Source organism: Halomonas sp. AOP43-A1-21, from assembly GCF_052376775.1.
Classification (GTDB): Bacteria; Pseudomonadota; Gammaproteobacteria; order Pseudomonadales; family Halomonadaceae; genus Vreelandella; species Vreelandella colorata.
In genome coordinates this window covers 17,199-39,272 of the sequence record NZ_JBQSWC010000019.1, presented here as the reverse complement: position 1 = coordinate 39,272, position 22,074 = coordinate 17,199, and the positions used below count along the sequence as shown (strand labels likewise).

At 55.6% G+C, this 22,074-nt stretch carries 29 protein-coding genes; 5 read left to right on the top strand and 24 right to left on the bottom strand.

Going from position 1 to position 22,074, the window contains the following annotated elements; all coding sequences use genetic code 11:
- Positions 1-32: 32 nt before the first annotated feature.
- The 14 genes from ACT3R7_RS11935 to ACT3R7_RS11870 all read right to left on the bottom strand — a co-directional run bounded on the left by ACT3R7_RS11935 (position 33) and on the right by ACT3R7_RS11870 (position 10,019).
- On the bottom strand, positions 33-1,268 hold the full coding sequence (locus tag ACT3R7_RS11935) for an RNA-guided endonuclease TnpB family protein (protein ID WP_496199177.1): 1,236 nt from the start codon (positions 1,266-1,268) through the stop codon (positions 33-35).
- A 77-nt stretch (positions 1,269-1,345) separates the two neighbouring features.
- On the bottom strand, positions 1,346-1,699 hold the full coding sequence (locus ACT3R7_RS11930) for a hypothetical protein (protein ID WP_496199176.1): 354 nt from the start codon (positions 1,697-1,699) through the stop codon (positions 1,346-1,348).
- A 157-nt stretch (positions 1,700-1,856) separates the two neighbouring features.
- The gene (locus ACT3R7_RS11925) at positions 1,857-2,708 is read right to left on the bottom strand and encodes a division plane positioning ATPase MipZ (protein WP_496199175.1); all 852 of its coding nucleotides are present in this window, start codon (positions 2,706-2,708) and stop codon (positions 1,857-1,859) included.
- Positions 2,705-3,187 carry a hypothetical protein gene (locus ACT3R7_RS11920; protein WP_496199174.1) on the bottom strand — a complete coding sequence of 161 codons (483 nt, stop codon included), beginning with the start codon at positions 3,185-3,187 and terminating at the stop codon, positions 2,705-2,707. The genes ACT3R7_RS11925 and ACT3R7_RS11920 overlap by 4 nt, the downstream gene beginning before the upstream one ends.
- A gap of 350 nt (positions 3,188-3,537) precedes the next feature.
- Positions 3,538-3,792, bottom strand: a complete 255-nt coding sequence (locus tag ACT3R7_RS11915) for a hypothetical protein (protein ID WP_496199173.1) — start codon at positions 3,790-3,792, stop codon at positions 3,538-3,540.
- Between the two features lie 95 nt (positions 3,793-3,887).
- Positions 3,888-4,178, bottom strand: coding sequence for a hypothetical protein (locus ACT3R7_RS11910; protein WP_496199172.1), 291 nt, complete (start codon positions 4,176-4,178; stop codon positions 3,888-3,890).
- A 52-nt stretch (positions 4,179-4,230) separates the two neighbouring features.
- A complete protein-coding gene (locus ACT3R7_RS11905) occupies positions 4,231-4,467 on the bottom strand; it encodes a hypothetical protein (RefSeq protein WP_496199171.1) in 237 nt (78 codons plus the stop codon).
- Positions 4,464-5,021 (bottom strand): hypothetical protein, encoded by a 558-nt coding sequence (locus ACT3R7_RS11900; RefSeq protein ID WP_496199170.1) that lies wholly within the window; start codon positions 5,019-5,021, stop codon positions 4,464-4,466. The genes ACT3R7_RS11905 and ACT3R7_RS11900 overlap by 4 nt, the downstream gene beginning before the upstream one ends.
- Positions 5,022-5,069: 48 nt before the next feature.
- The gene (ssb, locus tag ACT3R7_RS11895) at positions 5,070-5,606 is read right to left on the bottom strand and encodes a single-stranded DNA-binding protein (protein WP_496199169.1); all 537 of its coding nucleotides are present in this window, start codon (positions 5,604-5,606) and stop codon (positions 5,070-5,072) included.
- Entirely contained in the window at positions 5,606-6,331 is a 726-nt protein-coding gene (locus ACT3R7_RS11890; protein WP_496199168.1) for a hypothetical protein, read from the bottom strand. The genes ssb and ACT3R7_RS11890 overlap by 1 nt, the downstream gene beginning before the upstream one ends.
- 196 nt (positions 6,332-6,527) lie before the next feature.
- Positions 6,528-6,752, bottom strand: coding sequence for a hypothetical protein (locus tag ACT3R7_RS11885; protein ID WP_496199167.1), 225 nt, complete (start codon positions 6,750-6,752; stop codon positions 6,528-6,530).
- A complete protein-coding gene (locus tag ACT3R7_RS11880; RefSeq protein ID WP_496199166.1) occupies positions 6,752-7,891 on the bottom strand; it encodes an AAA family ATPase in 1,140 nt (379 codons plus the stop codon). Before ACT3R7_RS11880 ends, ACT3R7_RS11885 begins: the two co-directional genes overlap by 1 nt.
- A gap of 14 nt (positions 7,892-7,905) precedes the next feature.
- Positions 7,906-9,267, bottom strand: coding sequence for a PD-(D/E)XK nuclease-like domain-containing protein (locus ACT3R7_RS11875; protein WP_496199165.1), 1,362 nt, complete (start codon positions 9,265-9,267; stop codon positions 7,906-7,908).
- A 134-nt stretch (positions 9,268-9,401) separates the two neighbouring features.
- On the bottom strand, positions 9,402-10,019 hold the full coding sequence (locus ACT3R7_RS11870) for an XRE family transcriptional regulator (protein ID WP_496199164.1): 618 nt from the start codon (positions 10,017-10,019) through the stop codon (positions 9,402-9,404).
- A gap of 237 nt (positions 10,020-10,256) precedes the next feature.
- Here ACT3R7_RS11870 and ACT3R7_RS11865 point away from each other — a divergent pair, with 237 nt between their 5' ends.
- From ACT3R7_RS11865 to ACT3R7_RS11845, 5 genes are read left to right on the top strand one after another with little or no spacing between them, the layout of a single operon-like run.
- On the top strand, positions 10,257-10,487 hold the full coding sequence (locus ACT3R7_RS11865; RefSeq protein WP_496199163.1) for a hypothetical protein: 231 nt from the start codon (positions 10,257-10,259) through the stop codon (positions 10,485-10,487).
- Complete coding sequence (locus ACT3R7_RS11860; RefSeq protein ID WP_496199162.1) at positions 10,484-10,615, top strand: hypothetical protein; 132 nt, start codon at positions 10,484-10,486, stop codon at positions 10,613-10,615. Before ACT3R7_RS11865 ends, ACT3R7_RS11860 begins: the two co-directional genes overlap by 4 nt.
- On the top strand, positions 10,612-12,204 hold the full coding sequence (locus ACT3R7_RS11855) for a DEAD/DEAH box helicase family protein (RefSeq protein ID WP_496199161.1): 1,593 nt from the start codon (positions 10,612-10,614) through the stop codon (positions 12,202-12,204). Before ACT3R7_RS11860 ends, ACT3R7_RS11855 begins: the two co-directional genes overlap by 4 nt.
- Positions 12,201-12,611 carry a VRR-NUC domain-containing protein gene (locus tag ACT3R7_RS11850; protein ID WP_496199160.1) on the top strand — a complete coding sequence of 137 codons (411 nt, stop codon included), beginning with the start codon at positions 12,201-12,203 and terminating at the stop codon, positions 12,609-12,611. The genes ACT3R7_RS11855 and ACT3R7_RS11850 overlap by 4 nt, the downstream gene beginning before the upstream one ends.
- A gap of 7 nt (positions 12,612-12,618) precedes the next feature.
- Complete coding sequence (locus ACT3R7_RS11845; RefSeq protein ID WP_496199159.1) at positions 12,619-15,168, top strand: VapE domain-containing protein; 2,550 nt, start codon at positions 12,619-12,621, stop codon at positions 15,166-15,168.
- Positions 15,169-16,429: 1,261 nt separating this feature from the next.
- Here the strand turns inward: ACT3R7_RS11845 and ACT3R7_RS11840 are convergent.
- From ACT3R7_RS11840 to ACT3R7_RS11795, 10 genes are all read right to left on the bottom strand, one after another.
- Positions 16,430-17,131, bottom strand: coding sequence for a DUF2786 domain-containing protein (locus tag ACT3R7_RS11840; protein ID WP_496199158.1), 702 nt, complete (start codon positions 17,129-17,131; stop codon positions 16,430-16,432).
- Positions 17,128-17,868 (bottom strand): hypothetical protein, encoded by a 741-nt coding sequence (locus ACT3R7_RS11835; RefSeq protein WP_496199157.1) that lies wholly within the window; start codon positions 17,866-17,868, stop codon positions 17,128-17,130. The genes ACT3R7_RS11840 and ACT3R7_RS11835 overlap by 4 nt, the downstream gene beginning before the upstream one ends.
- Before the next feature lie 4 nt (positions 17,869-17,872).
- Positions 17,873-18,133, bottom strand: coding sequence for a hypothetical protein (locus tag ACT3R7_RS11830; protein ID WP_496199156.1), 261 nt, complete (start codon positions 18,131-18,133; stop codon positions 17,873-17,875).
- Positions 18,134-18,313: 180 nt separating this feature from the next.
- Positions 18,314-18,736: a hypothetical protein gene (locus tag ACT3R7_RS11825; protein WP_496199155.1), complete on the bottom strand. Its 423-nt coding sequence runs from the start codon at positions 18,734-18,736 to the stop codon at positions 18,314-18,316.
- The gene (locus ACT3R7_RS11820; protein WP_496199154.1) at positions 18,729-18,992 is read right to left on the bottom strand and encodes a hypothetical protein; all 264 of its coding nucleotides are present in this window, start codon (positions 18,990-18,992) and stop codon (positions 18,729-18,731) included. Before ACT3R7_RS11820 ends, ACT3R7_RS11825 begins: the two co-directional genes overlap by 8 nt.
- A complete protein-coding gene (locus ACT3R7_RS11815) occupies positions 18,989-19,456 on the bottom strand; it encodes a hypothetical protein (RefSeq protein ID WP_496199153.1) in 468 nt (155 codons plus the stop codon). Before ACT3R7_RS11815 ends, ACT3R7_RS11820 begins: the two co-directional genes overlap by 4 nt.
- A 1-nt stretch (position 19,457) precedes the next feature.
- Entirely contained in the window at positions 19,458-20,207 is a 750-nt protein-coding gene (locus ACT3R7_RS11810; protein ID WP_496199152.1) for a hypothetical protein, read from the bottom strand.
- Entirely contained in the window at positions 20,204-20,578 is a 375-nt protein-coding gene (locus tag ACT3R7_RS11805; protein WP_496199151.1) for a hypothetical protein, read from the bottom strand. The genes ACT3R7_RS11810 and ACT3R7_RS11805 overlap by 4 nt, the downstream gene beginning before the upstream one ends.
- A 238-nt stretch (positions 20,579-20,816) precedes the next feature.
- The gene (locus ACT3R7_RS11800) at positions 20,817-20,975 is read right to left on the bottom strand and encodes a hypothetical protein (RefSeq protein ID WP_496199150.1); all 159 of its coding nucleotides are present in this window, start codon (positions 20,973-20,975) and stop codon (positions 20,817-20,819) included.
- Entirely contained in the window at positions 20,972-22,054 is a 1,083-nt protein-coding gene (locus tag ACT3R7_RS11795) for a hypothetical protein (RefSeq protein WP_496199149.1), read from the bottom strand. Before ACT3R7_RS11795 ends, ACT3R7_RS11800 begins: the two co-directional genes overlap by 4 nt.
- Between the last annotated feature and the right edge of the window lie 20 nt (positions 22,055-22,074).

The following is a 22,074-nucleotide window of genomic DNA, read 5'->3' as shown; positions in this document are numbered from 1 at the left end:
AAAATGTGGCCTGCTACGCACCTGACTTGCCACTAGAGCGCGAGCGCCCTTTGCGCGTTGCTTCCCGCTTCAACGGCAGCTGCTTTCGTCAATTTGACGCGAGACTTCTGCTTGCCTCCACGGGCAGAGACGGAAAACCCTTCCGCCTTTAACTGGACAATGCCTTGCTGCTTAATGTTTAGCGCGGCATTAATATCCCGGTCGTGAACGGCGTTACACTTTGGGCACATCCATTCACGAATATTCAATTTGCTAAGGTCGATGCCATCCACATTGGCGTCAACCTTATGCTGGCACTTGTGGCACGTTTTAGAGCTAGGGAACCACTGGCTTATCTTCACCACTGGCTTGCCTTGCGCCTTGGCCTTGTACTCCAGCTTAGTCAGCAACGCGCCCCATGACGCATCGCCTATACCGCCCGCCAAGCAGTGGTTTTTCATCATGTTTTTTACTTTTAGTGTCTCGACAATCACCGCTTGGTTATCGTCAACAATCTTACGAGACAGCTTGTGTTGCAGGTCGTTACGGGCATTGGCTACGCGCTCATGGGCCTTGGCAACCAGTACCCTCGCCTTGGTGCGGTTAGCGCTACCTTTCTTCTTGCGCGAGAGCTTACGCTGCTTGCGCTTCAAATTAGCCTGGGCGTTTTTGAGAAACTTCGGGTTAGCCGTTTTGTGGCCGTTAGAGTCTATCAGCAGGTGGCTTAGCCCCATATCAAGCCCTACCACGCCAGCCAGGGAGAGATTGGTTAGCGGCTTGGTTTCCACTTGGGGCGTATCCACCAAGATAGAGGCGAAATACTTACCCGTAGGCGTGCGACTAATGGTAATGCTGCGCACCCTGCCCTCAACTGCCCGGTGAATCTTGGCCTTGATCGGGCTTAGCTTGGGTATCTTGATGGAGTGCTCACCTACTTTTAGGCTTGTCCTATGAGTGCTGGACTGCTTTCCGTGCTTGCGCTTGAAGTTCGGGTAGCGACCCTGCCCTTTGAAAAAGCGTTGAAAGGCATCGTCCAGGTTATCCAGCGCCTTATTTAATGCCTGGGAATCCGTCTCTTTCAGCCATTCGTAACGCGCCGACTTCTTCGCCCTGGTCAGCAGTTTACTCATATCATGCCGAGCGGTCAGCTTGTCACCATGGCGCTTGTAGCGGTGCGACATGATGCGTAGGGCCGAGTTGTACACAAACCGCACCTGCCCAAACTGGCGATTTAAAAAATCAGCCTGTTCAGCGGTGGGATAAATGCGCACATTGGTGGCCCTAAACATGGCGAATTACCTTAAAAGTATGTGAATGCCCTTATAGGCAACAACATTACTTTTAAAGTAAAAAACGGTCAACTCTTTTATTTCATATGATGCAATATTGGCCCACAAAATTCTACCGTATCCACCAGTACGGCCACGGCCACCTCGCCCTCTTCCCCTGCGCTATCGCAGACCAAAAGCAATGGCCCTGGCATAAGCGTAGGGGCGCTTGCATCCACCACTTGCACCACGGCCCCCCGATCCAGCATGACCACTTCGAGCAATGCACCTGGTTCGATGGGTGGAAGGTACGCCCATTGCTGTACCGGCATGCCATTCAGCTCAAAGAGCCCCAGCGCGTGTAAATCTAGTAGCACCGCCCTGTCAGGCCTGCTTTGCTTGCTTTGGGCGTCTACATCGCCCCATTTAAGCCATATAGACGCCATTACCATGACTTCGCCTCATTGATCGCCGTCTGCATCGAGCGTAGCGCTAAATGCCGCCAAAGCAAAAGCGGCGACCATATATGCTATGATCGCCGCTATCACGTTTGCTCGTTACTGCGTGGTACTGCCCTTATCTTGGTGCCCGCCAGATAAGGGCTTTTTTCTATGCGCTCGCTTTGGCCTTGCTGCTTGCTTTGGCTGCTGGCGCGTCTTCCTCTGCATCGCCCCCTGCGCGCAACGCTGCGCGAAGATCAAGCACCTTATCCAGTTCGCCAAACTGCTGCTCAAGATATTCGTGCATCACTAAAGAGTCCGATACGACCGAGTTCAATAGCGCCAGCTCTTCGCGTTTTTCAGGGTTTTGGCGAGCCTTGCCCATTGCTGCGCGCAACTGCTTTTTCAGCTCGTCGCCCTGCTGGCCAATTTCCCATACTGACATTTTGAGCATACGGCTCATTGGAAAAGAATTATCAGTCGGCAGGATGATTGGCCCGGCCAACTTCTCCTTTGCGAGTAGATGAAAGGCGTCCGGCATGCGACGGCGCACGCTGCGCACATCAGTGGTCGTAGTGCGCGTCATCACCATTAGCACCGGCCCTTCATAGTCGGGCATAAGGTTGCGGACGTGATCGAGCGTCTTCTGCGCGTTTTTAACGTCTTGCCCAGGGCCGGATACAGGAATGACGATCAAGTTAATGAACGCATCATAGCCACGCGCACCGATATGTTGCAGCGCCATTGCGCTGGTGCGGTTGCCGCCGATATCCGCAATCACAAAGTTATCGTCTGTGCGGTCTACCAGTTCATCAATCGCATATTCTGCATCGACTTCCTTGCCGACCATTACGCGCTCTGACTGGATCGCGCTGTCGGTGTAATCGGCGCTATCGTGGTTTTCATCGTCCAGTTCAACCACCGCCGCTTTGCCTGTACGACTGAGTACCCAAGGGGCCAATAGCTGCATGGATGCCGTGGATTTTCCGCTACCGCCTTTCGTGTTGATGACCAGGATCATTCGTTTTCTCCTTGCTTATCGAGGTGTTTGCCAGCGGTAAATTCGCTGGCGCTGCTTAACATGCCTTCCACGTTTAACCGCCTGGTGCCTTGTGCCGGTTTAGCGGCTGCCTTGGGCGGCGCTGGTGTTTCAACTGGTGCTATAGGCGTGTCTTTTTTTGGTGCTTCTCGCTGTACTGTTTTGGGTATCGGTTTTTGCTCCGAAACCTGCCCGCGTATCCGCTTGGCCGTGTCGCCTTTGGCATAGTAGCGAGCGTAATGCTCTGGAAACTCATCAAGCAAAAACTGTCTTACCGTTTCACGGCGCTGCGTTATTTCTAACGGCTCCAACAGTCTCATAATGTGCTTCACTGGCATGCCACTTTCTACTAACGGTTTTAGCTCTTCACGGATATAGCGCAGCTGTACAGACGCCCATCCTGATACCTGGTGAATCTCTTTTTTACGGGGTATCAGGTGGTCTAAATTATCGTCTTTCATAACCATCCCCGCGCATGAACTTCACATAGATTAGACTGAGCAAAACGCACTAGCAAGAGCAAAGCGCGCAAAACCCGAAAAAAAACCGCGCAATAGCCGCGCAAGCATATGTATTCGCGCAAAACCCGCGCAATAGTCGAGCTAAAAGCGAGCAATAGGCTATAAACAGGTGCGCAAATAGCGAGCCAAACCCGAGCAGGCTAGGAGAAGGGCGCGCAAAAAGTGTATTAAATCCGCGCAACCCTAGCTAAATGAGTGCGCAAAACCCGCGCAAACTTAGCGCAAAGGCAGGGATTCCAGCCACAAAAAAGCCCCCGTTAAAGGAGGCTTCATGGTTCACCTGACAGGCTTTAGCGGGCGATGTTTGAACCCTTGCAGTAACGCGATGCAGTGCCACGCCAATCATCGTGACCCGTGCGCTCAATCTCTGGGATGCCGCGTGCAGCTTCGGCGTTCCAAAGGGCAATATTGTCACAATACCGCTGGTGTGTTGCATCCACATCGGCCTTATTTCCTTCGTCCATTTGACCAGCCACCGCCAGTCCTACAAAGCCAAGTACACCTACCGCCAAGCCAATCAGTTTTTTGTGTTCTGCGTTCATCATGGGTAAATCTCCGTGTGCGTTTTCGATACACATAGACTACCCCAATACATTGCATTGCGTGTAATATACTTTAGTCTAATGGACGCGGATTTTGATTATAATTCCCAGTGGAATCTTCCTTTGGCCACTCGGCTGGGCTTGTGCTTTTTGGGCTTTTTAGGAGGCATTTCTGCCGCCTCGCGAACGCTCATGCCTTCGCAGTTTATCCGGGCAAAGAGCGTAGACTTGCTCACTTCGCAGCCCTCTAATTTACTTACGCTGGCCATCGACATTGCTTCCAGCTCGGCATCGCTTACTTCATCCAGGCGCTTGGGTGCCGCCTTTACCACCTTGGCCTTAGCGCTAATCTCAGCCGCTTTTTTCAGGTCTTGGGTAGTGAGTCGCATCAGTCGGGCTCCATGCTAAAAGGCCGCCCGTAGGCGGCCTTGTCGTTGCTACTTAATCGTTGTGAATGGGCTTCATGACGTGCCTGAATTGTTGCAGCGTCATAGCATTGATGTGTGTGGGCTGCTGGAGGTCGCTATACATGACGATAGGCACGCCCTTCAACATACCGCTTCCTGCTGCAACCGCTTCTACCCGGTAGCGAATTTGACCCTCTGCTGTCTTGGGCGTCCAAGGAACGCCCGTTAGGCCTTCTATCTCGATAGGAGAAGGGAGCCAGGGGCACGTCATAACGCCACCTCTGCCGACATACCTACACGACGCTGGCGCTTCGCCTCAGCCTGCCCGGTAAGCGTTACAAAGCGAGCCGCTTCCGGGTAGTCGATCCCGTTTCCCTGGCAGCTGGCGGTCAGCCGTTCAAGTGCCAAGAAGATAAATCCCTCAGCCTCGCTTAAATCGCAGCCGGTCACGGCATTAAACGCATCCACGGTTGACTGCATGATTGACTCGCCATCTTCATTGACGGCCTCGCTACCCACGCTCGCCGCCTCAACAGCATCACGCATCAAGCCCCGCGCCAGCTCTTCGTCCTGCACTTGAGCCTTGTGCTCTTCAAAGCGGGCCTTATTGACCGCACAGCCGCCTACCAGGAGGATAATGTCGTCTACTGACTGACCGGCAATCGCGGCAGTTAACTGGTGATCCTCAAGGCCCAGGCGCTCCCGTACCGCAAGCGTCTTCTCAAGCAGCTCGGCATACGTCCACTGAGTGATTTCAGCCGCCAAAATAGTCAGTATACCGGCCTTGAACGCAACACTATCCAACGCAATAAATTCAGCTTTCATTTTAACCCTAATTTATATTAATTGAATTAAATCAACTACTTGAATGCGCTAAAACGGAATTTCGTCATCGAAGTCGTCAAAGCTATCGGGGCTTGGCGCGCCCGGATTAGCGTTCGGGTTGGCAGGGCTGTTGTTTTGCACTGGTGGTGTGCTGGGCTGCCGGGCCGGGGGCTGCTGGGCGGTGCTCTGGGTCGGTTGCCGCTGGTTCTGCGGGGGCTGATTCTGCTGGTCGCCCTGGAAGTCACCACTGCGGCCATCGAGCATCTGCATATCGTTGGCCACGATTTCAGTGCTGTAACGATCCTGGCCGCTCTGATCCTGCCATTTACGTGTCTGTAGGCGGCCTTCGATATAGACCTTGGCGCCTTTCTTGAGGTACTGCTGGGCAATTTCCGCCGTTTTGTTGAAAAGAACGACACGGTGCCACTCGGTACGTTCCTGGCGCTCACCGCTTTGGCGATCCAGCCACGTATCACTGGTAGCGAGGTTCAAATTGGCGACTGCCGCCCCGGCAGGCGTAAAGCGCACTTCCGGGTCTTGGCCAAGGTTGCCAATCAGGATGACCTTATTAATACCGCGTGCCATTAGATTGCTTCCTGTTCAGTGGAGGGGAGGGCGTATGCCAGCCAATAGCCTGGACGGTTATTCGCCACGGGCTTGAGGTACTTTGTGTCGCTCATGCCTGCGTGATGCGTGCCCAGATACGACTTGGTATTCTCCAGGTCTTCGACTTGGCACAGGAACCACACTGCCGAGCGGCGAATGATGGGTAGGACGGTTTGCCAGTGCTCAAACAGCGCCCTTTCATGGGCAACGTTGCGCCCGATAGCAGCCGCACAGTTAAAGCGCTCAGGAAAGCGCATCTTGAGCTTTAGCAAGTTAAGCTCCATGACCTCCGCAAGCGTCATGCTCAGGCGCAGGGCCATCGTCTCAACGGCATTGATAATCACGAAAAGATGGTGGGCCATTTCGTCTGTCGGCAGCCCTTTGCCGTAGGCATAGGGCTTTTTAAGCAGACCACACAAGGCCAGCGCCGACGACACAATGTCATACGGGGTAGCGCCTTCTACGCGGCCTAGCTTGTAGCGCTCAAAAATGCTCAACGCCAACGTGGAGTCCACCAGCGCGACAAACCAAAGCAGGTCGCCTAGCTCTTCGATCACGTTCTCGGTCGTTTTCGCTTCCACCAGCTCTTTTGCTTCATCACAAAGGCCCAGCACGGCATGAACCAGGTCGCTACTGACGCCGTGATCCCCCGCGCTCGGGCTTGCGGTCGTCATCGCCAGCGGGGTGTATTCCAAAGGGTTCATCGTCCGTTCCTTTTTAGTCGCTCTTGCTCATGGTTCCACTTACGGGCACATACCGAGTCGCAAAAGATGCGTTCGCCGGTCACGTCATCACCGCAGTAATGGCACTCGCCATTAGGGGTAGGGCGGTTGCTTACGTCTTTTCGTAAGGACGCGCTCACGTTATTAATCAATGCCTGCCGATCGGCGGCGAGGTCGGCTATGTCAGCCATACGGTTTCGTCTCTCAATTCCACAACGGCGATATCAACTTTCGGTTGCCGCCACACCTCGCAATGGGTAATGGCGCAGCCGATGACGTAATCGCCCTGGTCGGTGTAAATATGATGGTGCTGCGGCACCTCGAATCGGTGCCGCTCACCGCTTAGCCAGGTGGCATAGGCACGGCGCTGTATAAAGCGCCGTGAAGCGGTGGTTGCTCGCATTAAATTTCAGGTGTCTCGGCAGCGCGGTGCTCGGGCTCGGGCTCGGGCTCGGGCTCTTCCTGGTCGGCTTCACCATCGGCCTGGTCGGTCGGCTGGGGCTCTGTGCTTTCGTCTTCCGGGTAAGCGTCGGCGGGCTCGGCTTCGGCTTCGGCGTCCAGCGCTTCCTCGCGCTCGGCCTCAGCGTCCGCTTCTTCACCAATCATGTTATTGAGGTCGGCCACGTCACCGCTGCCTGACTTGGCCGCCTGCTCGTCGCGGTACTGCTGGTCAAACGCCTTGGCGCTTTTGATAATTGACTGATAGAAGTCATTGCCAAGTGCATCGCGGATTTTGGCGGGCGTCTTGCCCCAGGCGTCCATGACAACTTTCTCGCCTTGCTCAGTGATTGACTGGAGACGATTGCGCCACTTTTCGAGCGTCTGATTGCCGCCCGCACCAGCCACCCACTGGCGAAGCGCAAATCCATCCTGCGCTGTCAGGTAGCCTTGGCCACGGCCCAAGATCGGCTTCAACTCTTCCGGGCACTTGAGCACTTGCTGCGCGGTACCTTCGTTCCACATAAGCAAGCTGGCCGTCATTTCGAACATAAAGTTCTTTTCTTGAATCGGCTGCACGCCTAACGACACCGGCTTTTTCGGGTCGGTAAAGTCCATTTTTTCGCGCGCTCGAATGCACGGAATAATGTGCATATCCGTTTGCAGCAGGGCGTTCATGAAGCGCTTATGAGCCGCCTTAGCCTTTTTCCAGTCGGCCATTTTTGAGCTGGTGTTATGCGCAATTTCCTCACAACCACCGCTGCCTTCCCATTCGTGCGTAGTGGAGTCGACTACCAGCACCTCAACGCCCGCTTTCTGGAAAGCGTGGATCGCTTCTGCGTAACGGTCAGGGCTAAACGGAGGGTAGAGGTCGCCAATCATGAATTGGTGTGTGTTGCCGTTGGCATCTTTCAGTGCGTCGGCGTAGAGCGATCCACGGCGGTTTTCGGTGTCCAGCAGGCCCACCTTGCTCGCGTCATATCCCGCGATACCCCACGCCAACTGCAAAGCAGAGAAGGTCTTGCCGGAACCGCTGATACCTGCAAGGCCTATCACCATCCGGGCGCCTTTGCGTTCGGCTGGGCGAATCTGAATTACTGACATAGCTAATACTCCTGTTAAGCGGCTTCTCTGCGTTCGCGGGCGCGGCGCAGGTACCAGTCGGATAGGGATATGGTTTCAATGCCGTCGCTGTAAGCGGGCCAGTCGTTGTTGGCGCGACACGCGGCGTAGTCGTACAGGTTCTGCCGGTATTCCATGCGACCCTCTTCAATGGATTCATCGGTCAGGGTGTACACGCCCACGCAATAGGGGGGCTTTTTCTCAACGGCGATAAAAACGAAATAGCGCTGCTCGGGGTAGGGCAGGTTGGCTTGGCGGATAGCGGCGTTGGCGCCGTCGAGGTAAAAGGGGTGCTGGACGTGGTAGCGCCATTTGCTAATTGACTTCATAAAGCCTTCACGACTTGCATCGTCCGTCGTCTTAACATCGGCCATCAGGCGTTTAGCGGGCACCCACCAATCAGGGCGAACTCGGCAAAGCTCGCCGGTTTCTTCGTCGCGCCAGTAAATGCTTTGCTCGGCAACGCCCTGCATGCGCATGATTTTGGCAGCGGCAGGGTGGGCCATAACGGAATCGCGCATAGCGATCACCAGGCTGTACTCCGCATCGCTTAAAATCGTGCGGTGCCCGTTATTAGCGTTCCACTCTTCTACTACGTCTGACCACAGCGTCACCTCTACGCCATTGGCATTTAGCCAGGCGGCCATATCGGTACGGCTCGCGCTGGTACCCATGATGTAAGTCGTGCCGTGCTCAGCTTCAAAGGCTTCGCAGATATCCGACCACAGCTCAACCTCTACGCCATTGTCACGCAGACGTTTAGCCAGCGTTTTACGGTCGCCGCTGGGTGACAGTAGGCCGGGACGCTTTTCGTTTTCGGCCTGAATAATCGCTTTCAGGTCGGTCGCCTTCATGCCATCAAGGTCGGTCGCCGCCTCGCCATCGCCGCCATGAATTTCTGCAACAATGCGAGCAATCAGTTCATCAGCCTTGCCGCTTACCGGCAGTTTGGCCTTGCGACTCTTGTTTAACTCTTGGATTTTGGCGGTAAGCTCGTCCGTGCCCCGGATAGCGTTAGGGTGGGCGTCGATCCGCTGTTTGTTGACCGCCTCAACCATCGCCACCAGCTCTTCACGGTCGTCAACCGCCTCGGGCACGTCCTGGCGGCGCAGCCCACGGCAATACTCAGTGACGAACAGCTCAGGCTCCAGAACAGCCGCATGAAGTGCTGACCCAATACGCATATCGGGCGTTTCAGTGCGTTCTTCGGGATTGGTTTTTACATAGCGGTAAGTAGCTGGATTCTTGTCTATCAAGTCGAGGCCGGACTTGGAAACGCCATCGCCCCCGTGATAGTCGGCATTAGACAGGTCTGAGTAGACCCCTGGCGCCTTTGTTGTGTGCTGCGAGTGTGTCAAAGCATTACCCTTCGCGATAAACGTTACCCTACAGGTAACAGTCAAGGCCAAAAAAGGGCAGCTTTCGCCGCCCTGTATTACTTGAAAAGTAATGCTAGAGTATTAATTACCTGAGAGTCAACAAAGAAACATTTTTATGCTGGGCCGTTCAGAGAGCGCCCGATCCAGATCACCCTGCCGGTCACTGGGAATCTTTCTACCTCAACATCTTCAAAGTCGGGATAATCGTCGTTATCCGTCATTATGCTTATACGCCCCTCTTCCAAGCCCTCCATTACACGGCGCACGCGGAGAACGTTTCCTTGCTTCGACGCATAGATGCCCGGACGCTCCGCTGTATCGCACGGCTCGATCAGCAGCGCGTCACCAATTTTCAGTGTATTGGCCATGGCGTCGTCTTCTACTATCGCAGCACCCAGTTCGGTGTGCGGGCGCTGCGTAATACTCAACAGATAGCTGCGCTCGAACGGGAAGTCCGGGCGGCCTGGTTGCAAGCTCTTGACCATCACGACAAGCGAATTTTTCGCACCAAGCCCTTCGCTATTCGTCATCGCTAACTGATTGCTGTTTGAAATAAGGCTTTCGGGGGGAACACTCAGCGCTGCGGCTATCTCTTCAAGCGTTACCAAGTTGACCCGCTGCGGCTCGCGCTCCCAGCGGCTCATGTTCGCAACACTTGTACCCATGCGCCTTGCTAGCTCGCTAACCGTGATGCCCTGCGCCTGTCTTTTCTCACGAATGCTGAGTTCCATCGCCCTTCCTTCCTTTATTTAACTGCTATGCCTGATTTTTTTTCGATAAGTGGCGCCCCTGTGACGCCGCTGAATGATAACAATATCGTATTACTTTTCGAGTAATACAAGAGGTTATGTGTAACTTATTAGGTTTATTTAGTGCATTAGGTAATATGCAAGCCCAATAACAGCCCGCTATTGTCTTTTTTATTACTTTTCAGGTAATGTTTACCTCCTGTGATAAAGGAGGTCGCCTTGCAATTAAGTCATTTTCGCCAACGCATTGCCGGTATGACCCGGCATGAAGCAGCTCGCTGGCTGGGCGTTCCTCCTGCCATGTACTGGCGCTGGGAGCAAGGCCAAGAGCCCAGCACGGCTAATCGTCGCGCCATCTATCGCTTCACCAGTGCGTCTGTGACGCCTAACGATCTCGCTGGCATTGGCCCGCGAGCCAGCCACCCGCTTGACGTGTCGGGTGATAGATGAAACGCACTTCCTGGCCTCACGTTGCCGTTACCGTGGCGTTTGCATGGTCGCTGTATGCAGGTCTTTCCTATGTCAGCGAACCGGCCTGGCGGTGGTGTGACGCCTTTTGTGGCGAGGTGTGCCCTTGAGTCACTTCTATGCCATGGCAATTCCGGTAGAGAAGGATGATGAAAGCCCTAACTGGGCGCATCTTCGCAGCTACCAGCAAAGCACCGTCAACGGTGTGCGCGCGGCCTTCCGCAAGAAATTCAAAGCGCCGCTCCTGGTGCTGCCTGCCGGGGGCGGCAAGACGTTTACAAGCTGCTACATCATCGACCAGGCCGTCGCTAAAAAGCGCAACGTCCTCATTCTGGTGCATCGCCAAGAGCTTGTAGACCAGTTCTCAGCGGCACTCACCACCTATGGCGTTAAGCACGGGGTGATTGCCGCTGGTGTGCGCCCGGAAATGCAGCACCGCGTGCAGGTGGCCAGCGTTCAAACTTACGCCAAGCGCATGCACAAAATGAGCTGGCAGCCACACCTGATTATTTCCGATGAAGCCCACCACGTCACCGAAGGCAGCCAGTGGGGCAAGGTCATCGAGCACCATCCCGCCGCCTTGAAAATGGGCCTAACGGCGACGCCTATCCGCCTGGATGGCAAGGGGCTCGGCATCGGTCACGGGGGCTATTTTGACGCCATCGTAGAAGGCCCGAGCGCCGCCGACCTTATGGACTGGGGCAATCTCTGCGATTACCGCATGTTCGCGCCTACTGGCGGAAAAAAGGTCGATATGACCGGCGTGGGCAAAGTAGGGGGCGACTACAACAAGAAAGAAGCCAGCGAGCGCATCAACAAGCCCAAGATCACGGGCAACGCGATTCAACACTACCGCGAGCATGCCCACGAGCGGCCTGCGGTCGTTTTCTGCATGAACCGCCGTCACGCGGAAGACGTGTGCGCGCGCTTCTGCGCAGCCGGTTACAAGTTCGCCATTCTCGACGGCACGTTACGCGGCAAAGGCAAAAATGCCGATGGTGACGACCTGGTAGCCCAGCGAGTGAAAGCACTAGCCAGCGGCGAATTGCATGGCCTGGTGACGGTTGACCTGGTTAGCGAAGGCTTCGACCTTCCCGCCATCGAAGTGGCTATATCTCTGCGTGCCACTCAATCAGAAGCCCTATGGATTCAGCAGATCGCCCGCGCACTGCGTCCCGCTGAGGGCAAAGAGTACGCAGTGATTCTGGATCACGTAGGCAACAGCGAACGCCACGGCCTGCCGGACGACGAGCGGGAGTGGTCGCTGGAGGGTAAGAAAAAATGCAAGAAGGGCGCCAGTGCTGCCGTTTCCCCCATCAAAGAGTGCGAGGCCTGCGGCCATGTTCACCGCCCCGGCCCGACTGAATGCCCTGACTGCGGCGAGCCATACGAGGTCAAGCAGCGTGAAGTGGAGGAAACCGAGGGCAAGCTGCAAGAGGTCGAGCGCCAGCGCAATGAAAAGCGCCAGAAAAAGGCCGAAATCAAAGCCGCCAAGTCACTGCCAGACCTTATGTTTTTAGCCCAGAAGTACGGCTACGAGCCAGGCTGGGCACACGTCAAATGGAAGCAAAAGCTAGCCGCCGATCAAGGGCGTTTTCGTAATGGCGGCGTGAGGCCTGGCAACTGGAGCCGCATGCCGTCGCTGCCCCCGTTGCCGCCAGTGGAAGTGTACGACAAAGATTTAGGAGCCAAGCATTGAGCGTTAAAAGCGAACACCAGATTCAGAACGAAACGCGCCTGGCTCTTAGCACACATAAGCGCGGCGTGTACTGGCGCGCCAACGTGGGCCAGGCGTGGACGGGCAACCGGGTGCAGCGCAATCCAGACGGCAGCATCACCATATTTGAGCCGCGTCCGTTTCAAACCGGGCTACCCCCCGGCTTTACCGATCTATTCGGCATGACCTTTCAATTAATTCGACCCGCTCATGTTGGGCAAACGCTACCGATCTATACCGGGCTTGAAATTAAGCGCCCCGGCAAGCAGCCCAGCGATAAGCAAAAACGGCATCTAAACCTACTCACTCAACGCGGTGCAATAGCAGGCGTAGTGACCAGCCCCGAAGAAGCGCTGGCGCTAACGCTGTACCACGACGACAAGGCATAAACGCACCATGGCTGGCAGAAAATCCACGTTTGCGCACTATGTCGCCGCGCTACCGTACCACGACCCGTTAGATATGCTGACGCATTTCTGGCCGGAGCTGCAAGCAGCTGCCGCCGATGCAGAAGCCAATATTGACGGCGTGGACTTGGTACTCGACGGCCAGCGCCACTACCTCAAAAACCTCAAAGGCGAGAACGATCAGCGCCAGTATTACATCGCCAACCTGACGACAGATAAGGACGAAACCGTCTGGCCGGAAGTCACGTTTGGCAGCTTCAAACAGCGCCTTTCTAACGTCTACTTCAAGCCGCGTAACTTATGCTGGAAGTCGTTTGAGAACCATAAAGATAACGTGGTCGTGGACATTGATCGTCACGCCGCTTATCGCGAAAAGATTCAGGAGCATCGCAAGGAAGCCCAGCGCCAGGCAATCGAGAACGAGCAGCTAAAGCGCGAAGCCCACCAGGCGGCTGCCCAGGCAGCGGACTACGCTTGGCAAGCGGCGAGCAGCATCACCCCGGAAGAGTCACATAGCTACCTGCTCAACAAGCAAGGGCTAAGGGCGGCGGGGCGCGTTCGCGTGGCCACGCGCGAGCTAAGAGGGCGGCTGTACAGCTTCACACGCCACGAATGGATGGATCGCGCCATTATCGTGGCAGCGGGCGACTTGCTTCTGCCTGTGTATTCGGTTGACCCCCTGCAACGCGGCCTTATCAACCTGCAACGCATCGACGCCACAGGTGGTAAACGTTTCCTGATAGGTGGCCAAAAGCAGCTGGGCTATATGCCACTTATGCCGGAAAACTGGCAAAAAGGGCAGGCACTGAATGCCATCGTCGTGACAGAAGGCTATGCAACCGGCGCCTCGCTTTTGCAGTGCCAGGCGTTTGGCGATGAACCCGTAGCGATAGCCATTGCCTTTGACTCCGGCAACCTGGGGGAAGTGGCCAAGGCGATGGGGGAGAAGCACCCCAACGTTCCCGTTATCAACGCAGCGGACAATGACCAGGGCGTGCCCGGCAATCCGGGCCTGGCGAAAGCGGAAGACCTTAAAAAGGACTACCGCATTCCCTACCTACTGCCCACCAGCGAAGATGATAAAAAGCTGGATTTTGACGACCTGCGCCAGCGCCAGGGCGAAGCGGAAGTTAAGCGCCAGGTTAGCGAGCAGTGGGGCAAGGCCGTTCACTACTGGCGCCTGCACCATGACCCGGAGTACGCGGACGACATTCGCGAAGCGGGCAGCGATGCCGACCAGTTTGCGTTAGACGTGAATGAAGCCAGCGACGTGGTAAACGAGTTCAACTGGCCAATGCAGAAGCGCACCAGCCCTGGCAAGCCGCTGGCCACGCCGGAAAACCTGCACTGGATGCTGCAACAGTACGGCGTAAAGGTGCGCTACAACAAAATCAGCAAAGACGTGATCGTTAAAGTGCCCGGACAAGACTTTAGCGTGGACAACCAGGGCAACGCCTCGCTGGCGCTGATTAAAGGCTTGTGCGCGCGCAATGAGCTGCCCGCTGCTGACGTAGACGCTTACGTTAAGCTGGTGGCTGACCAAGACCGCTACAACCCGGTAATGGACTGGATCGACTCAGTGCCCTATGACGAAAGCACCGATCCTATAGGCGAGCTATTCCAGACGATTCAGCTAGCCCCAGGGCAAAACAAAATATTAGCGCAAGTGCTGCTCACCAAGTGGCTTGTCGGGGCGGCAGCATTAGCCGGTAACGAGGGCACGGTGTGGTCGAAGTCGGTGCTTGTGATGGCGGGCAACCAGGACTTGGGCAAAACCAGCTGGTTCCGCTCACTGGTACCCGAGTCGTCCGGCCTACATGACTGCGTAGCAGACGGCCTGCACCTTGACCCTGCTGATAAGGATTCCATGACCACGGTGCTAGGGCACTGGCTGGTAGAGCTAGGCGAGCTGGATGCCACGTTCCGCAAGTCGGACATTGCACGCCTCAAGGCCTTCATTACGCGCAAGAGCGATAAGCTACGCCGCCCTTATGACCGCAAGGACAGCGAGTACCCGCGTCGTACCGCGCTGTTTGCATCGGTCAACGAAACCAACTTCCTGCAAGACTCAACCGGGAACAGCCGGTGGTGGACGCTTGAAGTGCTGGCGCTGGACAGCAAGCACAGCGTCAACATGCAACAAGTGTGGGCGCAAGCCATGCACTTATACCGCAAAGGCTATAAACACTACTTAGACGACCAGGAGCAGGCAATGCTAAACGGCAGCAACACTCGCTACGAACAAGTCGACCCCCTTGAGGAAATGATTGTTAGCGCTTTTGAGTGCAACGTCACTTATGACGCTAACGGTATGCCGGTCTACCAGTACGACGCCAACAAAGGTCAGGATATGACAGCGACCCAGGTGCTGATCCATGCAGGCATCGAGAAGCCCACCCGCAGTCAAACCACAGTGGCCAGCACGTTCCTGCGCAAAGTGACCGGCGAGAAACCGCGCCGTACAAGCAAGGGGAACGTTTACCGCATGCCTCCGCCCGTATTTCGCTATAAAACCGCTCCACAGCCTCCGATGGAGTGATAGCGGCCATTTTCTGCCAAGCCTTGCCCCACTTCGGTGGGGCTTTTTTTATAGGCACAAAAAAACCCGGCGTAAGCCAGGCTTTTAAGTAACGATAAGGCGCCCCTTTTTTCTTTCTCGCAGTGCCAACATTAAGATAAAAGGGCAGGGCGCCGTATCGGTGGAGTGCTTGATGGCTTTTCCTGTCGCTATTGCGACCCACAAAACACTCCCCGATATGGCGGCCCGTGCAGGGAATCGAACCCCCTGGAACGTTTCACTCCACTAGCGTTGGGCAGGTCACGCAACACTGCTTACTAACTAGCTTAGCTCCACGCCCCACCTCCCAGTCTATGTCAGCATTTAACCTTTACAGCCTATACCCGCGTGAGAGACACAGCTGCTGACAAATTACTTGAGGACGGGCCTTATTTGACACGATGGCCGGTACTGTTTTCTTCCGGCATGGCTCTCCAATTACCCATTACACTCAGGAGACTATCGGGGAACTGTATTCAGGGAGACTCGCGTTCCCTACCGTTTCCGCCCCGCATCCTCTGTGCGCATCAGCCTGCGCATTCATCGCATCGGTAAGCACTCTGCTGACGACGTGGCTTGTCCGCTTGGTTAGAAGCGGCACCTACGAACAGAGTGCTTACCGATGGCTCGCTGATTAAGCGCTGCGAGCGACGCTGATAAGCCCTAAAGGAAAGAACTCCGGCCCCGCACCCTTATTAAGCGGCCTTCCGCCGTTAGACTGCACAATTCCAGGGTCGCGAAGTTCTTTCCGATACCCGCTAAGCTTCTAACGGGAACGGTACAACAAGGCCTCAACAAGGAGTCGACACAGCATGGCAACCGTATCGAAAAGAGGGCGGTGGGTGCTCCTGGCTCGCCTTTCGGCTGGTGTTCCCTGACTAGCCACCCTCTTTTCGATACCCGCTAAACCACTAGCGGGTACCTGCTGTTAGGTCTGACAGATAACCGCTGTCAGCACCGGCCCTGCAATGTCGCCACCAGCACAGGAAGACTGGCACTCGGGGAAAAGATCGCAACAACATAGCTAAAAAACCCTGGCTTGCCTGATTGTGCCGATCCCCTTTCCTACGCGAGGCATCAAACGGTCTTGGGTAAAGGGGGGCACTTGCGCGCACTCAGGCCCAGCACGCTTACAAAATAACCTTATGGGTAAAGTTACCTGAAAAGTAATGCGCGCGCTACGCATCACTCAAAAAAAAGCCCGCCGAAGCGAGCCAGTCTTATTATGGGAATTATTGGCCTTTCAGGGGGCGGTAAGTCGGGCTTGCTCGGTACCCTTGACGCCCTGGTGAAACTGAACCTTCTCACCGTCCCTGATTCCCCTTTCCATGGCGCTATAATCGTTATCGTTTTTCTTGGCGCCCGTTACCCGGTCAATGGTTTTGGCGCTTTCTAACGGCTTTGGCCATCTGTCGGCAGCATAGGCCGCTACTACCGCCTTCTCCTTATCGCTGGGTACGTGGGGCTTGATTATCTCGATAGCCGTCATTACCCAGCCCATGCAATACAAGTCGCCCTTGCGCGTCTTCGTTTTCTGCAAGCGGCGCTTATCAATCGTGGCCATAAAGGCTTGCCGATCCCGCTTGAGCTGGCGCCTCAGCACATCAAAGGCATAGCCTGCTACTTCGGCAGCGCTCCCCACACCGTAGTATTCGATATAACCCTTCCAGCGCTGACCTGAACGGCGAGTTCGAATAATCATTTCGGCGCCAAAGGCATGACCGATGGCTTGCGCCAGCATCACGACATAGCTGGGCAGCGTTTTGCCTGCCCCGGCGTCCACGACCTGGGCCTTTACCTCACTGAGCGTTATATCCAGCTCGGAAAGGCCGTGCTTGTCCATCAATTTTTGGGCCTGACGCAAAGCGTTAGCCCGCTCATGGGGATTGCTGTTACTGCCGTGCGCCAGGCACTTCTTGATGCGCTCAATAATGCGTTCGTTCATTGTTCCGGCCCCGCAATGCCTTGGCAGTCTGGGCAGCCACGGCACATCATGCCTATGCAAGGGCAGGGCTGGCGCTTACCGTCTGCAATGGCGGTTAGCCGGTCAATCATGAAAGGCATATTCTGGTGGCTTACGTCCTTTTCGAGCACCCACTGCAACGCAGCGGCGCGCGCTCGGGCGTTATGGCGCACTTCTCCGTTGGTACCGGGTACAGGCGCCTTGCACTCCCTACACTGTTCCGTTCCTGCGGCCTGCACGTAGCAGCAGGTAGGGCAAATAACAATCGGTATGTCAAGGGCTACGTCCTCCGGCTCCCAATCGTTCTCTTCAAACCAGTTGTCTAGCCACTCAAGCTCGCCGTTTAGGTGGTGATTGGCCACCTCGAAGCCGTGGCCGCAAAGCGAGTCGTTAATGTCACGTAGCTTGGCATTCAAGCGCACGGCATGTTCCGCTGTCGTTCTGGCGTGGTCTACCAGCCGATGCTGAAAGCCTTGATGCGGCTCTTTAGGCATCCCGGTGACTTCGGCTATCAGCGCCAGCGTTTCCCGGTAGCTGTCTGCCATATCCCTTAGCACATCGCGTTCTTCCATGGCCTGGCAAAGCTCGGCGGCCTGGCGAGCAGGTATCACCAGGTCGCTCACGTTATCCATGGCATGGTCAATTCGCTGGCGCAACCAGGTCGTGTCTACTTCACCCTGGTAAGCGGTGTAGTCATTGGGGGTATCGGTGATATCCATGGCGTTATCCAGCAGTCGAGTGAACAGGGAAGGGGAACCGTATCTGGCCAAGCTCAGCGTCCTCATGGGCGACGGCTTGGCAAAAGTCCGAAGGCCCGCCACGTCCGTCGAGCGCGGCCTGTATTGCATCCTCCTTGCTGCCGTCAAACAGGTGCAGTTCATCATCACCGACGGTGAATGCCTGTATGCGCTTGCTTGGGCACTCATCCATGACTGCCTGCCATTTCTTGACCCAGGCGGCTTCTGCTTTGGTTAGTTTGGCCATTTTCTGGTATCCCGTTCTGATTTGCCGATCACTGTGTAAGAAAAATACTGGGTTATCCCATCGGCCCGCTTAACAACAAACGTGCCGCCAACCTCACCGTTAAATACCACCGCTCTGGAAATTGTCAGAGCAGGCGCCACTAGCTCGGGCTTTCTAAAAGCCAACAGCGCCATCTTTAGCCTACGCCTTAGCATGGCCACCCCCTTTGCCAGACTCATGCAGCGCCACCAGGTTATGCTCGGCATACCAGCGACGCAGACCGTCAACGTGGATGATCCACCAGTCGCGACTGCCCGCACATTGACGGTAAAGGCTCTCCACTTGGCCTATGCCATGAGGCGTCTTGACCGGGACACCGGGGGCAATTTCAATCACTGGCTCAAAAACGCCCATATAAAGCGCTTGAAACTCTTGGTGTTTGGTGCCGATAGGTATGGCATTGACCACATCTTTTAATGGCCAGCAGGTACCGTACTTGAGGGTGCCCACGTAGGTAGCCAGGTTCCACGTATCCCGATGACGCCCCAAGCGGCCAACGCGCTCGCTGCCGTCTCGATGAATCACCAGACAGTCTTGGTAACTGGCGATATGTTCGTTATTCATCGCCGTACCCCTCGACTCTGACCGTTTGGAATACCGCGCACTGCCACACCACCATGCCCGCAAAGCCGATAAAGCAGGCGTTAAATATGGGGTCTAGCCAGTGCTGGAAGCTTTCACCCCATATCAGTTTCTCGATGGCCACCTCAAAAACAGTGAACATGAGCCAGTGCATGGCCACGGTTATCATGGCGCTTACCGGCTGGCCTTGCGCTGCCACTGCGATGGCATAGGCGTAGAGCCTTATGGGCTTGATCACTTGCTGCCCCCTTCAATCCCATCTATCGACCTTTTTTCACCTGGCGCGGGGTAGGGCCATACTGCCTTATCGCTGGCGCTGTCGGCTGGTGTCGGGTGCTGTAGGGCGCTGTAGGGCTCAATCTCTTTGGCTCGACTGCGCAGCCTTCCGCCAGCCAGGGATAGGTGGGCAGATACATCGTCAATGGAGGCCTCGGGGTGCATGCACCTGATTTCCTCCGCCATATCAGTTAGCGCCTCTGCTTTGGCTAACAGTTCGCGGCGGGTGAGGGATGTTGCGGGTGTTTCCCTCAGTAGTTCATCCATTTCTTGTGTGATTAAGGGTGCGTATTCACCGTTTCGCTTAACGCTCGTGCGGACGTATTCAACGAATGCAGCATATTGCTCTACATGCGCCGCTAAAGCATCGCGCTCTTGCTCTGCCTTTTCGGCCCGTTCTTTCCAGTTGATTATTTTGGTGTCCATGTCACTTACCTTCGGCTTGGCGGCGCTTTTCTAGCGCCTGCTCATTGAGCCATTGCTGCACCTCGCCACCCGACCACATCTTGCGAAGCATGGTAGGGAAAGCCAGAGAGGCAATAGTCTCTGCATCACGGTGGGCGAGGCTGGTGGAAGATGGCGAGCTGTCAAGAACTGGCTCCATAGCATCAGTAAGATTTGCACAAACCGAGCTGTCTGCGTTCTCCTCCCAAGCTGCTTTGATCCGCTCAATATGCGCCGTAAGCTGCTCGATCTGCTGGCCACGCTGAAAATACAGTGACTTTAGCTGGTCGTGCTGCTCGTGAATTTCATGGTAATCAACGGCAGTGGCCTCGACCTTTTTCTGCAAGTGAGCGTTTTGCCGCTCCAGTTCGGCAATGCGTTGATCTTTGGCATCGCTGCTGTCGAATGCCGTGGAATCAGGATCAAGCCCTATGCTCGCCTTGAGGTCGTCAATTAGGCTTCCAGAACCGGAGCCGGAACCAACAACGTCGATGGCCATTTCTTCATCGACCTTTGCAAAGGCTTTTTCGGCTACGCGCCAACCGGCATCCGTATCATCACAGGCAAAAGCCACTGAGCACTCGCCTAGCCCAGGTGGGTGGAAAAAGAACCGCACTTCCGGGCCGTCTTCGTTGTGCGAGGTACACAGCTTGACCAGTATTTGACCGTGGGGGGTATCGTTGAATAGCTTGGCAAACTGTTTGACTGGCGAAGGCGTCACTACATCATTCATCCTAAACACTCCATTAAAAAATACTCGTCCCAAATGTGGCGCGTGTTCACGTCATCGCGTGCCCACTGCATTAATTCATTGCGTAGGTCGGTCAGCTCGGCGGGTGTGGCTGCTTGCCCGCACGTTGCCGATCGCTCAGAAACATAGCGCTGGCCATCGTCTGTTTTGCACACGCAATAAGCGGTGACGTTCCAGCGCATCGGGGCGTGCAGCGCATACTCTTTAATCGACTGCTTACGTGAAGGCGTAAGCGGGCCGACAAACTCCCATTTCTTCTCAAATTCATCGCCAATATGTCTCCCGACTAGACGCTGCCCCTTCGACCACATGCGGGCGCGCTTCTGGTAGGCGTGATACTGCGCTTGATCCATTTTGGCGGCGCGCTTTTTAGCGGTGACTTTTTGAGCGCGGCGCTGCTGGCGGTTAAGGGCTGGCTGGTTTACTGGCTGCCCTCTTTGGGTTTGCGGCGCTCAAGCTCGGCTTCAATGGCTTCACGCATCGGGCCGGACGTGTTTTCCAGCGCCTTTTCACCCTTATCATTAACCATCAAAAGGGCCATGAATTTATTGGCTGAATTGCCCCTGATATGAATAGTGCGAGCCTTGGCCATTACTTTTCACCTTCGGCTTGCTGGCGCTCAACTCGTCTGACTTCACGCAGGGCGGCAGCGGCTTCGCCATACTGCCCTGGGTAGCGACAAGCGAAGGCCGACACGGATTGATCCGGGTTCTGTTTGTTCCAAGCGAGGGCTTCGGTTAAGGGGATCATTGGGCAACCTCTTGAGCCGGGATGCGCAGGCGCTTTACGTCTTCCCACTGCTCTAAAATATTGCTTTTTTCCGGCTGCATCCGGGCGCGTTCAAAGCCCCACCAGAAGCCCTTGCGGGAGTTTTCTTCATCGCGTTTGGCGAGGATCGTCAGCGATGGCCGGGCGCTTAACGCCTCCTGCATCGCGGCTAAGCGTTCGTCGTGGCTCGCATAAGCGGAATGGTGAACAATCCTGATTCGGACAAGCTGGGCGGTCAGCAGCTCAATATGCTTATGGCACTGGCGCAGGCTGTCGTTTAGCTGGTTGATGATGAAGTCATTGGCGCCTTTGTACCCTTCAAATGCAGGGTGATTGCGGATTTCATCGGGCTGTTCGTCGGCGCACTCTTTCACGATGGTGTCGGCACAATCGCGGCTATAACCCGGCATGGCAGGCAGCGTTGTATCTTGCGGCACCGCGTCGATCCACTCTTGCTGGGCCTGGGCCAGTTCAAGCAGGCGTTCCATGTTGCGGGTAATGATTTTGATGCGGGTTTGCTGGGCAGTTATCGCTATCTCAGCAGCCCCCAAGCCATCGGTGCCCAGCATGGCCATCATGGACTGTTCCCATGCCTTCTCAGCTTCACGCGCCCTCTTTAGCTCGCATTGCAGGCCTTCCGCGTGCTCCTGGCCCGTGGCGCCTGCCGCCAACCGCGACATTTCACGCCAAAATTCATCGCCGTTAAAGTTGCCTACGTCACGCAGCAATATCGCCAGTTTCTTTCTGGCGTAGTCGTGATCCATGCCGTTACGGGCTGGCTTGGCCTCGCTGGCGCTTATAAGCACGGCTTTATCCAGCAGGCCAAGCGCCTCAGAAATGGCCGCGTTTAGGTTGGCCAAATCGTCAGGATCGGGGCTTTCTAAGTCGGGTTCGTCTGCCATTTGCAGCACCGTCCGCGCGGACTCAATCGCCTGGTCTTTTTCAACCAACTCTAACGCCAAAAAGCCGCGACTATCCAAGTGCTGTGTCGCCATATTGAAGGCCGCGCGGGCCGCCTGCTCACTGTCTTGGAAAGAAATGCGCCATGCTTCGTAAGTCATTCTTATGCCTATTGCTGTGT